The 12436-nt window shown below is 43.0% G+C and carries 12 protein-coding genes and 1 other annotated feature; of the genes, 8 read left to right on the top strand and 4 right to left on the bottom strand.

What is annotated here, in order from left to right:
• Nucleotides 1-76 precede the first annotated feature (76 nt).
• Nucleotides 77-997 (top strand): LysR family transcriptional regulator, encoded by a 921-nt coding sequence (locus H9647_RS08510; RefSeq protein ID WP_191799297.1) that lies wholly within the window; start codon nt 77-79, stop codon nt 995-997.
• A 380-nt stretch (nt 998-1377) separates the two neighbouring features.
• Here the strand turns inward: H9647_RS08510 and H9647_RS08505 are convergent, their stop codons facing one another.
• Entirely contained in the window at nt 1378-2232 is an 855-nt protein-coding gene (locus tag H9647_RS08505) for a carbon-nitrogen family hydrolase (protein WP_191799468.1), read from the bottom strand.
• A gap of 173 nt (nt 2233-2405) precedes the next feature.
• Between H9647_RS08505 and H9647_RS08500 the strand changes: the two genes are divergently transcribed.
• The 7 genes from H9647_RS08500 (at nt 2406) to H9647_RS08470 (ending at nt 9904) form a co-directional block, all read left to right on the top strand.
• Nucleotides 2406-3614: a pyridoxal phosphate-dependent aminotransferase gene (locus H9647_RS08500; RefSeq protein ID WP_191799296.1), complete on the top strand. Its 1209-nt coding sequence runs from the start codon at nt 2406-2408 to the stop codon at nt 3612-3614.
• Between the two features lie 73 nt (nt 3615-3687).
• Nucleotides 3688-3905: a binding site (T-box leader), on the top strand.
• 145 nt (nt 3906-4050) lie between these two features.
• On the top strand, nt 4051-5157 hold the full coding sequence (proB, locus tag H9647_RS08495; RefSeq protein ID WP_191799295.1) for a glutamate 5-kinase: 1107 nt from the start codon (nt 4051-4053) through the stop codon (nt 5155-5157).
• Between the two features lie 79 nt (nt 5158-5236).
• Nucleotides 5237-6484: a glutamate-5-semialdehyde dehydrogenase gene (locus H9647_RS08490; RefSeq protein WP_191799294.1), complete on the top strand. Its 1248-nt coding sequence runs from the start codon at nt 5237-5239 to the stop codon at nt 6482-6484.
• A gap of 27 nt (nt 6485-6511) precedes the next feature.
• On the top strand, nt 6512-7372 hold the full coding sequence (gene proC, locus H9647_RS08485) for a pyrroline-5-carboxylate reductase (protein WP_225229135.1): 861 nt from the start codon (nt 6512-6514) through the stop codon (nt 7370-7372).
• Nucleotides 7369-8589 (top strand): 2,3-diketo-5-methylthiopentyl-1-phosphate enolase, encoded by a 1221-nt coding sequence (locus H9647_RS08480; RefSeq protein WP_191799292.1) that lies wholly within the window; start codon nt 7369-7371, stop codon nt 8587-8589. Before proC ends, H9647_RS08480 begins: the two co-directional genes overlap by 4 nt.
• A complete protein-coding gene (locus H9647_RS08475; protein WP_191799467.1) occupies nt 8586-9263 on the top strand; it encodes a 2-hydroxy-3-keto-5-methylthiopentenyl-1-phosphate phosphatase in 678 nt (225 codons plus the stop codon). Before H9647_RS08480 ends, H9647_RS08475 begins: the two co-directional genes overlap by 4 nt.
• Complete coding sequence (locus H9647_RS08470) at nt 9260-9904, top strand: methylthioribulose 1-phosphate dehydratase (RefSeq protein ID WP_191799291.1); 645 nt, start codon at nt 9260-9262, stop codon at nt 9902-9904. The genes H9647_RS08475 and H9647_RS08470 overlap by 4 nt, the downstream gene beginning before the upstream one ends.
• A gap of 60 nt (nt 9905-9964) precedes the next feature.
• Here the strand turns inward: H9647_RS08470 and H9647_RS08465 are convergent, their stop codons facing one another.
• Genes H9647_RS08465 through H9647_RS08455 form a run of 3 tightly spaced genes read right to left on the bottom strand, consistent with a single transcriptional unit; the run spans nt 9965 to nt 12319 of the window.
• A complete protein-coding gene (locus H9647_RS08465) occupies nt 9965-11251 on the bottom strand; it encodes a multi-tm2 domain protein (protein WP_404822603.1) in 1287 nt (428 codons plus the stop codon).
• Between the two features lie 47 nt (nt 11252-11298).
• Nucleotides 11299-11790 (bottom strand): anti-sigma factor family protein, encoded by a 492-nt coding sequence (locus H9647_RS08460; protein WP_191799290.1) that lies wholly within the window; start codon nt 11788-11790, stop codon nt 11299-11301.
• Nucleotides 11783-12319, bottom strand: coding sequence for an RNA polymerase sigma factor (locus tag H9647_RS08455; protein ID WP_225229132.1), 537 nt, complete (start codon nt 12317-12319; stop codon nt 11783-11785). The genes H9647_RS08460 and H9647_RS08455 overlap by 8 nt, the downstream gene beginning before the upstream one ends.
• Nucleotides 12320-12436: the final 117 nt, after the last annotated feature.

The following is a 12436-nucleotide window of genomic DNA, read 5'->3' as shown; positions in this document are numbered from 1 at the left end:
TTAAAGGAAAAACCTATATACTAAAAGTAGAATATTCCTAGTATAGTATTTTCTTATAAACATGAGGTGAACCATTATGGAACTCAGACAATTACAATATGCCCTTCAAATTGCAGCAGAGAAAAACTTTTCAAGGGCTGCTGAAAAACTTCATATTGCTCAGCCCTCGCTAAGTCAGCAGTTATCTAAGCTTGAGAAAGAACTGGGGGTTTTACTTTTCCAGCGCAACACAAGTTCTGTTGAACTAACTCATGCGGGTGCTTCTTTTGTATCGAAAGCAAGTGACATTCTTGATGCCGTTGAACTTCTTAAGCAAGAAATGTCGGATATCTCTCAGCTTCGTAAAGGAAAGGTCATTGTTGGAAGTATGCCGATCACAGGCTCCCATCTTTTGCCGCATGTACTTCCTACTTTTCGTGAAAATTATCCCGATATCGAAATCACCTTGCTAGAGGACTCTTCTATGAACCTAGAAAAATTAACAGCGAGCGGCAAAAGTGATCTCAGCTTGTTATCACTTCCTCTTCAAGAGCCTTCTCTATCTTACATCGAGATTGGCGAAGAACGGATTGATTTAGCCGTTCCCAAAGATCATCCCCTTGCACTCCGTAATCCAGCATCTTCGTCTCCAGTGAAGTTAGAAGAACTTGCGGGAGAGTCTTTTGTCGTACTAAAAAAAGGCCAGGGATTTCGTAAACTGACCTTTGACTTGTGCCAAGCAGCAGGCTTTGAACCTAAAGTGGTGTTCGAGAGTAATAACATGGAAACTGTACAATCACTTGTGGCTACAGGTATGGGAATCACCCTTGTTCCAAGGTTTATCGCAAGGACGCCGCGAAGTGAATTTGTCCCCGTTTATCTGCCGATTGAAGCTGCGCCGAGTCGCACACTCGTTATTGCTTACCGTAAAGGACGCTATCTATCCGGAGCTGCGGAAGCTTTTATAGAGACCTTTCGAACAACAATTGAAGAAATGTCTACCGAATGGCAAAAATAAACACAAAAACAGCCCGGATGATCCGGGCTGTTCTGCTGTCTTTTTACAGTAATTACTCACTACTTCAAAAAGGACGAAATCTAATTTGTACGCTTACGCTTTAATGTTTTACATATTTGTTAGGTTCATGCATTGGAATCCAGCCTGTTTGACTTACCTGTCTCCAGTCTCGGTCAGACTCTGGGGGGAGATAAATCTCCATCCCTGCTTTCTAGGAAAGGTCTTTCTCTATCATCCCTCACATACTTGTGAACTTGTCGCCTGAGTTTCTCTTCCAAATGGTTAGCCTTACGGTTTTCCATGGTGATCATCTCCTTTTGGTGACGGGATATTATCTATTAACCTTCTACCCAGGAAACGAAACAATTTAATTATATTTTTTATTTCCGCTGAAAATAAAGGTTTGGTCTACGATCTTCAAAGACCGGAATTCTTCCCCGTACTTCGTCTACCAGCGCCGGATCAATCATACCCGTAAGAATCTCTTCTTGGTCTCCACCCTCCATCACGATTTCCCCCCACGGGTCAATGATCATGGAATGACCAAAAAAGGTGGTATCTTTACTTACACCAACACGATTGCAGGATACCACATACATCTGATTCTCAATTGCTCTGGCCATAAGTAAAGTACGCCAGTGATGTAAACGTGGATGCGGCCATTCCGCCGGCACAAATAACACCTTCGCCCCAGCTAAGGCAAGCGTTCTTCCAAGTTCAGGGAAACGGATGTCATAGCAAATCGAAGCTCCGGCAGTCCAGTTACCGTCAAAACTGAAAGTAATCGGTTCTTCTCCGGATGCAAGGTATTTCTCTTCATCCATGAGCCTAAATAAGTGCATTTTTGCATAACGTGCCACTTCTTTTCCTTCTCTATTAAATACGTACATACTGTTATAAATCTTTTCATCCACGATTTCAGAAATAGAACCTGCTACAATATTCACTTTATAACGAGCAGCATATTCTTGCAGCCACTCTCGTTCCATTTTCCCATGTTGATCTGCCAGTTCATGAATCTCTGTAAGTGCATATCCCGTGTTCCACATCTCAGGCAGTACAATGATATCCGTATTCGGACCCTTCTCCATCGCCTGCTGAATAAGCTCCTGCATATGCTTACGGTTAACATCTGGCTTTCCAATCTGAATATCACTCTGAAGTAATACAATCTGAACGGATGAATTATTCGCTTCTTCTGACACGTTACTAATCTCACTATTTAGATTCGTCATCATCTTATTCTCCTTTTACACTTCAACCAGATTCATATAAAATAAGTTCATCCTATCATAGACGTTTTCTTCCAAATCACACAAGTCTTTATAAGCGAATTCCATCTATACAGCTAGGATAAATCATGATAGATTTATATTACTTTTTACTATGATGAAACCGGAGTGATGAAATGAACTCTTCTCATGTTCAGCCTGCGAAGTCCAGATTTACGATCGAACCTGCTGAGATTATGAACCATCTGCCTACTCAGTTTTTTGCTACGCTTGTTCAAAATGTAAACCGTGAGATCATGGCAGGACATGATGTCATTAATCTAGGACAAGGAAATCCAGATACACCTACTCCGAAGCATATCGTATCTTCCTTGCAAGAAGCAGCGGACAATCCGCTTTATCATAAATATTCTCCATTTAGCGGCTTTCCTTTTCTAAAAGAAGCGATTGCTCACCGCTATAAAGAGGATTATGGTGTTGAGCTCGATCCTGAAACAGAAGTAGCCATTTTGTTTGGCGGAAAAACAGGACTTGTAGAACTTCCTCAAGTTCTATTGAATCCAGGGGATGTGTGTCTCGTGCCCGACCCAGGTTATCCTGATTACTGGTCCGGAGTCGCTCTTGCCAAGGCAGAAATGTCATTTATGCCGCTACTTGCGTCCAATGATTTCTTACCTGATTACAGTGCGATTTCAGAGCGAGATGCCAATAAAGCAAAACTGATGTTTCTCAATTATCCGAATAACCCGACAGCTGCCATTGCTCCAAGCTCCTTCTATGAAGATACGGTAGAATTTGCGACTAAGAATGGTATTGTTGTTGCAAGTGACTTTGCTTATGGCGCTATTGGTTTTGACGGCCATCGTCCTATCAGTTTTTTAGAGACACCAGGCGCCAAAGAAGTAGGCGTTGAATTCTACACTTTGTCCAAAACCTATAATATGGCAGGATGGAGAGTTGGTTTTGCTCTCGGAAATGCAGAGATTATTAAACTTATTAATCAGCTACAAGACCATATGTATGTAAGCTTATTCGGAGGCATTCAGGTAGCTGCGCAGACGGCACTGACTTCTTCTCAGCAGTGTGTTACTGAGCTTGTCGGCCGCTATGAATCTCGGCGAAATGCTCTATTTAGTGAACTCGAAAATATCGGGTACAATGCTAAAAAACCAGGCGGTTCCTTCTTTAGCTGGCTTCCTGTGCCTAAAGGGTATACATCTGCTTCGTTCGCTGATCTTCTGCTTCGAGAGGCAAAAGTAGCAGTAGCACCGGGTATCGGTTTTGGACAGCATGGTGAGGGATATGTCCGTGTAGGACTGCTTAGTGATGAAGATAGACTGCGGGAAGCAGCGAGACGAATCGGAAAGCTTGGGTTGTTTCAGTAATACTACAAGATCTGCGCTTATTTCTCTTTGCAACGGTCTATCTTCCATGGTATCCTATCAGTAATTTAAAATTATAAACGTGTTGACGGGACCAGTAAGAAATCCCTTCGTGTCAAAGAGAGTGAATTCCGCCCGGCTGAAAGAATTTACCACGAACATTTCCGAAACCTACCCCTGAGCGGCCTAATAAGAAAACAGGACGTTTCCCTTAACGTTATAAGGTCTACGAGTTGGATGATCTAGATCATCAACAAAGGTGGTACCGCGGAAGATTTAACTTTCGTCCTTTGCATTACAAGGACGAAAGTTTTTTTATTTTGTCTAAAGGAACCACTTTCATGCTATCTGACGTTGCATCAATGAAGAGTATATTTATTTTCAAATTCATTAAATAAATTATGAAATTCATTCAATTAAAAAGGAAGTGAATACAGGCGTGTCTTCTCGCATTGTTATTAAAATTGGAAGCAGTTCTTTAACCACGGACACAGGCTCATTACATAAAGAAGCCGTTGCATTCTTCGCAGCTGAGATAGCTGCACTTCACGCTGAAGGTCATGAAGTTCTACTTGTCACTTCTGGAGCAGTTGCTGCTGGATTTGGTCACATTGGATACACATCGCGGCCCAAGCTGCTTCATGAAAAGCAAGCGGCTGCGGCTGTAGGGCAGGCTCTTCTTATGCAAGCATATCAACAAGCTTTTGCGGGACATGAAATCAAGACGGCACAAATCTTACTGACACGAACAGATTTCCTAAACCGCAAACGGATGGGAAATGCCATCATGACGATTGATGAGCTATTAAAACAGCGAGTGATCCCTATCATTAACGAGAATGATACGGTATCTGTTGACGAGCTGAAATTCGGCGATAACGATATGCTGTCAGCGCTTGTGGCTGGATTTATTAAAGCGAGTAAGCTCCTCATTTTAACGGATACCGATGGTCTATATACTGCAGATCCCCGGAAACAGGCCGATGCAGTCAAGTATGACCGAATCGATGAAATTACAGAGGAGATCTATGCAATTGCTGGCGGAAGCGGTTCTGCCGTCGGTACAGGTGGTATGCGTTCCAAAGTTGATGCAGCCAAGGTTGCTACTAGAGGCGGAGTACCTGTCTTTGTAGGACGTGTCCTTACGCAAGGAGATTTGAAAGCAGCTTTTTATGATAGAGGAAAAGGTACCTATTTTGATACACGCCTTCATTCTCTGCCTCGTAAAAAACAATGGCTTGGATTCATGTCATCCCCACTCGGCTCTGTACAGGTCGATCTAGGAGCAGAAAAAGCACTTCTTCACGACGGTCACAGCCTGCTCCCTGTAGGGGTGCAAGAAGTCCAAGGTCATTTCCAAGCCGGTGATGTCATCGAGGTTATTAATGTGACAGGTGATGTCATCGGTCGTGGTATTGTAAATTACGATGAAGAACAACTGCGCATGATTAGAGGTCTTTCAAGTCAGGAAGTTCTCAAAAAACTCGAAGGAAACATGAGTCGTTTGGAAGTAGTTCATCGTGATGAATGGATTACACTGAAATAACGGATGAATGTTCCCATAGACTCTATTCTACTTAAAATTAAGTAAGACTAACTTAAATTAACTAAAGGAGTGAATTTCAATGAGTGAAGTACAAACGAAAGCATTACTGGCTAAAGAAACGACTGCATTACTAGCAAGTCTATCCTCTGAGGTTAAAAACGCAGCCCTTCTTGTTATGGCAGATGCACTGATTCAGGAGCAGTCCTCTATTATTGAAGCGAACAAGCTCGATCTTGCACGCGGTCAGGAGAATGGAACTCCTGCTGCTATGCTTGATCGGCTCAGCCTGAATGAAGAACGAATTCACACGATTGCTGAAGGACTTCGGCAGATCGCTGAGCTGAATGATCCTATTGGAGACATTCTTGAAGTCATTCATCGCCCTAATGGTCTACGCATTGAAAAGGAACGCGTACCGCTTGGACTGATCGGAATCATCTACGAAGCTAGACCCAATGTTACGGTAGATGCAATTGGACTAAGTCTCAAGACGGGAAATGCTGTTGTGCTCCGCGGTGGTTCCTCTGCCTTGTCATCAAACCAAAAGATCGTAGAGGTATTAAAACAGGCGCTGAACTCTACTCCGGTTCCATCTGAAGCTATCCAGCTGATTGAAGATTCAAATCGTGCTTCAGTAAATGAAATGTTAAAATGCAAAGGTCTGCTCGATGTCATTATTCCTCGAGGCGGCGCCTCTCTCATTCAAAATGTGGTTGAAAATGCGACGGTTCCTGTTATTGAAACGGGTGCTGGAATCTGCCATACCTATATTGCTGCGGACGCTGATGAGCAAATGGCTACCGATATTGCTCTTAATGCAAAAGTACAACGTCCATCGGTATGCAACTCGATGGAGACACTTTTAATCCATAAGGACTATGGAAATGAGAAAATAATAAAGCTTGCGGAAGCATTTAAAAACTCTTCTGTTGAACTTCGCGGTTGTTCCGCTTTTGTTAAACTCGTTCCATGGGCTATATCCGCTACCTCGACTGATTACAGTACGGAATATAACGATTATGTACTTAATGTCCGGATCGTTAATGATCTAGAGGAAGCACTGGGTCATATTGCACAGTATAGTACGATGCATTCTGAGTGTATTGTCACTGAGGACCAAACTATTGCTGCAAAATTCATGCAACAGGTAGATGCTGCAGCCGTCTATCACAATGCATCAACACGTTTTACGGACGGTTTTGAATTTGGTTATGGTGCAGAAATCGGAATTAGCACGCAAAAACTGCATGCACGTGGACCTATGGGACTCCCTGCACTTACCTCAACCAAATATCGTATTTATGGAACGGGACAAATCAGACAGTAAAATAATGAATCAGGAGGAATGACATCTATGAGCGAAATTCGTACACTCATTCAAAAAAAAGTTGCTTTTTACGGAGCCGGGTCCATGGCCGAAGCGATAGCAAGAGGGCTCATTTCAAAAGGTGTGCTTTCTCCTACGTCCATCACCATGATGAACCGCAGCAATAAAGAACGCCTTCAGGAACTAGAAAATAAATATGGAGTTATTACGGTACGTGAAACGGCTGCCAAAGAAGATGTGCTCCAAACGACCGATGTCATCGTCCTCTCGATGAAACCCAAAGATGCAGCGGAAGCCCTCCGTTATCTAGGACCGCTTCTATCCCCAGGGCAACTCGTGGTGTCAGTTATAGCCGGGATGACCATTGAAACAATCCAGACGCTTCTTGGCAAAAAACATCCGGTTGTCCGCACGATGCCTAATACGTCCAGTACGATTGGTCTCGGTGCAACTGGTATTGCTTTTTCAGAAGAAGTGAGTAGCGAAGAGAAAAAGGTAGTCCGTACCTTATTTGAGGCGGTTGGCATTGTCACCATAGTCGATGAATCTACTATTGAAACCTTAACCGGAGTCTCAGGAAGCGGGCCCGCCTACATATATTACATGATGGAAGCCTTGATCGAAGCAGGTGTGAAGGGCGGACTTACTTCGGAGCAAGCTCGCGAACTAACCGTACAGACAGTTCTTGGTGCGGCCCAAATGGTGCAGCAAACCGGTGAAAGTCCACAAGACTTACGCAAAAAAGTAACTTCCCCTAATGGATCAACCGAGGCGGCTATTGGTGTGTTAGCTAAAGGGAATTTTAAAGAGACTGTCATTGCTGCTGTGGATCGCTGTGCAGAGCGTTCCCGCGAAATGGGCAATGCCTTGAAGGAGGAAATCAATTGAGCTATTGTACAGCAACGTACCGGATTTACGATGATAAAGCGAATTTCCACAAAAAAGCAGAGTCCATTGCCATCGGTATGACTGTGGGAAGCTGGACGGAATTACCGGAAGCAAAGAGAGAGAAAATGAAACAACACTTAGGACAAGTGCTTGACGTACAAGTACATGAACCTGAAAACGCACAAGCCGGAGAACGCTACGGAGATGTAACGATTGCATATCCTGATATTAATTTCAGCAAAGATATCCCGGCACTGCTCGTTACGGTGTTTGGAAAAATATCAATGGACGGCAAAATTAAGCTCATGCAGCTCGGTGTCTCCGATGCTTTTGCCTCACATTTCCCTGGTCCAAAGTTTGGTATACAAGGCGTACGGGATCTTCTAGGTGTACCGAATCGCCCCTTGCTAATGAGTATTTTTAAATCAGTTATCGGTCTCAATGCTTCAGAACTGCGCGAACAGTTCTTGCGCCAGGCACTTGGCGGTGTGGATTTAATTAAAGATGATGAAATTCTATTCGAGAATGAACTGACTCCAATTGAAAAAAGAGTAGAAGTATGTATTCGGGCTGCGGAAGAAGCGAGTAAAGAAACAGGCAAAAAGTTATTGTATGCAACGAATCTCACTGGTCCGACTTCCCGTCTGCATGAGCAAGCTCGAAAAGCGATTGACGCAGGTGCTAACGCTCTTCTCTTTAATGTATTATCTTACGGTTATGACGTCCTGCACGAACTGAGTAAAGATCCAGAAATTTCGGTACCGATTATGGCTCACCCAGCGCTTGCCGGTGCTTATTATCCTTCTCCTTATCACGGTATCTCTGCTTCCGTCCTGCTTGGGCAGCTCATGCGTCTTGCGGGTGCTGACCTCGTTCTCTTCCCTTCGCCTTACGGTTCAGTAACAATGCCGCGAGAAGAAAATATGGGAATTAAAGAGCAGCTGTTAACTTCAGCACTGTCAGTAAAACAAAGTATGCCTGTACCGTCAGCGGGAATTCATCCTGGGCTTGTTCCACTGATCTTACAAGATTTCGGTACAGACGTTATTGTAAATGCTGGTGGCGGAATTCACGGTCATCCGATGGGGACAGAAGCCGGAGGACGTGCATTTGTACAAGCTATTGAAGCAGCACAGCAAGGGGTTTCTCTTTCGGATTATGCTTTAGCCCATCCTGAGCTTGCAAGTGCCCTGCAGCTTTGGGGAGGAGAAAAATAGTGAGTAAAAAAACAGTCTTATTCTGCGATTTTGACGGAACGATTACGCTATCCGATAATATCGTAGCCATCATGAAGCATTTTCAGCCTGCCGGTTATGAGCCGATTATGAAAGATATAGTCGATCAGAAAATTTCATTACAGCAAGGGGTAAGCGCAATGTTCGCTCTTATTCCTTCTGAGCAAAAAAATGAAGTGATCGAGTTCGTTCTTGGACAAGCAGGAATTAGGGATGGCTTTGCCGAGTTCCTGAGCTATGTACGTAACGAAGGTATCGAGTTTTATGTAACGAGCGGCGGAATGGATTTCTTTATTGATCCTCTGCTTGCTCCGTTTGGGATTCCAAAGGATCATGTTTATTGTAACCGTGCTGATTTTACGGGAGATCATATTCAGATCCTGTGGCCTCATCCTTGTAAAGCCCCCTGCACGAATGATTGTGGAATGTGTAAAGCAACCATTATGCGTACATTCGATCCAAATTCCTATGAACGTATACTCATCGGTGACAGTCTCACAGACTTCCAAGGTGCTAAAATTGCTGATCTAGTCTATTCCCGTTCGATCTTGACGAAGAAATGTGAAGAACTGCAGGTTCCTCATGTTCCATTTACTACTTTCTTCGATATATTAGAGGACTTACAATTGAAACGTGCTCAGGAGGCAATGAAATGACTTTTTCAGATATCACCACAGAAGAAAAAAACCGTGTTCTCTCCGAACTAGCCGATGTAAAAGATGATTTTGCAAAAAGAGGTTGGTTTCCCGGTACAAGTGGAAATCTTTCCATGCGTGTTGGAGGTTTTGATGCTGAGCAGTTTCATTTTGCAGTTACCGCAAGCGGTAAAGATAAAGCAGCCCGCACGCCGGAAGACTTCCTCTTTGTAGATAAGGATGGAAAAGCTTGCGAAGCGACCAACTTAAAACCTAGTGCGGAGACATTAATCCACTGCGAAATTTATCGCTTGACTGGTTGCGGAGCTGTTTTTCATGTACATACCGTGTTCAATAACCTGATCAGTGAATATTACGGTGACCAAGGTCATGTACCGATTCAAGGCATTGAACTCATTAAAGCTTTTAACATCTGGGAGGAAAATGCCACTATTGAGGTGCCTGTTCTTCCTAACTATGCACATATCCCTTCTATTGCCGAGCTAGTACCTGGCGTACTTCAGAAGAACGTTCCTGGAATTTTGCTTCGGAATCACGGCATTTATGTGTGGGGAAAGAATGCGTTTGAAGCTAGAAAGCATCTGGAAGCATTTGAATTCTTATTTGAAGTAATGTACCGCGGACTTTTACTTAAAAAATAAACAATAAAACCGTAGAACACCTAGTCGGCGTTCCTACGGTTTTTTATCATCGACCCAAGTCTACAACCCTTTATCTTGATAAGAGGATAGATCCATATCACGTTCAAGTTCTCTAAGCAGTCTATCTCCTTCATCTTCTTTCTGTTTTGGAGAAAATAACAATTTCAGCCCGCCCCCGATCAAGAGAAGTGATACAACAAGGGTATTCATGTAAGATTGAAGACTGTAAAAGACTTGTAAAGACTCAAAGCGGCTCTCAAGCTCTGGGATTACGAGTCTCAGCAAAATATAGTACACACCAAGGAATAACAAAGCTGCACCGATCCATCGCTGATAGCGAGTCCACGCTTCGACCACCGGTTTATCGTATAAGGGTTCCCTGCCATATTTGCTCGCCTGCTGAAGCCCATCAAAGAAACTATAGAACCAAATGACCGGTATCAGAAAGAGGAAGAGCGATAAATTCAGCAAGTCCAAAATGTAGATACTCCCTAAAAATATCACCATAAGCTGAAGTCCTCTTTTTTGAAGCCCTAAATACATCTGACCTGCCCCAGGGAAAGCAGCAAGTAACGTCGCGATTACCTTACTCCGTTTACCATGACTACGGCCGTGTTCCAACTGTTCAAACAATGTCTTATCCTCAAGAATTTCACCCGCTTGCTTACGATGCACATGCTGAACCGCATCAAACATACAGTACAGCCACATCACCGGCAGTAGAAGTAAAAATAAAAGGATGACTTCTTCCCCCGAAATAACCGCCACGAATAACAGCATAATCGAGAGCCCGAAGAATCCGATTAGAAAAGAAAGCCCGCGTTGCAACAGTCCCATGTGCAAATGTCCGAGCCCAGGTACAAACGACAAGAGAATGGTAAAGAATCGTTCACTTTCTTTCCCTTTTCCTTGATTTGGATACACATATCCTTTATGCGGCGGAAAAGCAAAAGGAGGTTCCACCCCAGGTCCTTGATCATGAGAACTATCATAGAAAGATTGGTTAGGGGCTAAGTTTGGATCTAGTGCTGGACCAGATTGTCCGTACGGATCAGTATTAGGAATATATCCAGGATAACCTGAGGGATATGCCGGAATCTCAGGTTCACGAAGCAGTTTAATTACGATATCAAACATACTGATAAACCAAAAAAATACTGCTACTAGTACTAATAACATAGCAAACTCTTCTTCATTTCCTACTAGGAATAAGAAAGCCAATCCAATTATCGCAAAAAACAAAAATCCATAAATAAATCCTTTTACCCGGCTCTTATAGTAATAATGTCCGAGTCCCGGCACAAAGTTAAGTAAAAAGGCAAGCAGTTTACTTCTGTCTTGCTGCATATTCATCGCATTGTCTTCCTTTCTTAAAACGAATGTAAATCTATTCATTACGGTTTAGGCTTTAGCGTATCTAGCCAGCCTGTGGCCTTTTTTACCATAATCTCACTATATGGGGGTGTGGCTTGGGTCTCGGTCTTGTATATATTTCCAGGGGCTAACCGGTCAAATACACCTGTAGATATAAAGATCACAGTGATCGAAGCAGCTACCGTATAGTGAATCATTTTATGACTGAGAAGATGCTGCCACGAAAGGCTGCCTGATTTCTTCTTCCTTTCTTCTCTCCTCACAGCAGAATCAACTTGTTTCATGATCCGCTTGGTAAATGCCGTTTGACTTTGGATGTCCGGGAAAGTAAACATCTCGTTGTTGTTTTGATGAGCCAAACCTTCATATTGATTCAATAACTGAAGAGACATCAGATAGGAGGCGAGCGCTTCTTCATCAGTAAGGAGCTGTTGTTCTATCTCTTCTCTCTCCGCTTGGGTAAGTGTCCCTTTGATATAAGCCGTAAAGCGGTCCTTATTTTGGTTATTCACGCCAATCTTCCTCCTTCCAATGTTGCCTTATCCATATTCTCGCTCGGTATAACCTGGATTCTACGGTTTTCACAGCAATACTGCATTCCTCCGCTATCTGCTCATAATTGTTTTCTTTTAGGTAATAAAGAATGATAATATCACGATACTTGAGAGGAAGCATTCTGATTTTTTTCAGCAGTTCTTGTTTCTTTTCTTTCTTAAGCAATTGATACACCGTATCCGCATGCCGGTCAGGTATATGTATTACATCGTTCTCATGTCCCGCTTCGGTTACCACTCTTCGGCTCACTTTTCTCTTCATATCAATCGCTTTATTCAGTGCAATTCGTGTAATCCAAGTCTTAAACCCTTCCGATCGGTACTGGGGGAGAGATTTAAAGATTTGAACGAAAGCTTCCTGTGCAGCATCCTCAGCATCTTGAACATGATGAAGAACAGAATACGTAACTTGAAAAATATGTTTACTGTATTGATTAATAAGTTCCGGGTATTTCGCATGGTCTCCTTGAACAATATCTTCAATCAATCTTGCTTCATCAATGGTCTCTCTCCTCCTTCCCCATATTAATAGACGTATAAACGAAGTGCATCCCTGCAAGTTTTATATAAAATAATAAAATTTCCTGAATTCGATCAATCTTTT

It is taken from the genome of Paenibacillus gallinarum, from assembly GCF_014836635.1.
In the GTDB taxonomy this organism is placed as follows: domain Bacteria; phylum Bacillota; class Bacilli; order Paenibacillales; family Paenibacillaceae; genus Paenibacillus; species Paenibacillus gallinarum.
The sequence above is the reverse complement of the archived record's forward strand: the minus strand, read 5'-3'. Positions and strand labels throughout refer to the sequence as shown.

What these genes read in the sequence shown, in the direction of transcription:
- H9647_RS08510 (WP_191799297.1), top strand. Translation starts at nt 77, where the DNA reads ATGGAACTCAGACAATTACAATATGCCCTTCAAATTGCAGCAGAGAAA.
- H9647_RS08470 (WP_191799291.1), top strand. Translation starts at nt 9,260, where the DNA reads ATGACTTTTTCAGATATCACCACAGAAGAAAAAAACCGTGTTCTCTCC.
- H9647_RS08490 (WP_191799294.1), top strand. Translation starts at nt 5,237, where the DNA reads ATGAGTGAAGTACAAACGAAAGCATTACTGGCTAAAGAAACGACTGCA.
- H9647_RS08465 (WP_404822603.1), bottom strand. Translation starts at nt 11,251, where the DNA reads ATGCAGCAAGACAGAAGTAAACTGCTTGCCTTTTTACTTAACTTTGTG.
- proC (WP_225229135.1), top strand. Translation starts at nt 6,512, where the DNA reads ATGAGCGAAATTCGTACACTCATTCAAAAAAAAGTTGCTTTTTACGGA.
- H9647_RS08505 (WP_191799468.1), bottom strand. Translation starts at nt 2,232, where the DNA reads ATGACGAATCTAAATAGTGAGATTAGTAACGTGTCAGAAGAAGCGAAT.
- H9647_RS08500 (WP_191799296.1), top strand. Translation starts at nt 2,406, where the DNA reads ATGAACTCTTCTCATGTTCAGCCTGCGAAGTCCAGATTTACGATCGAA.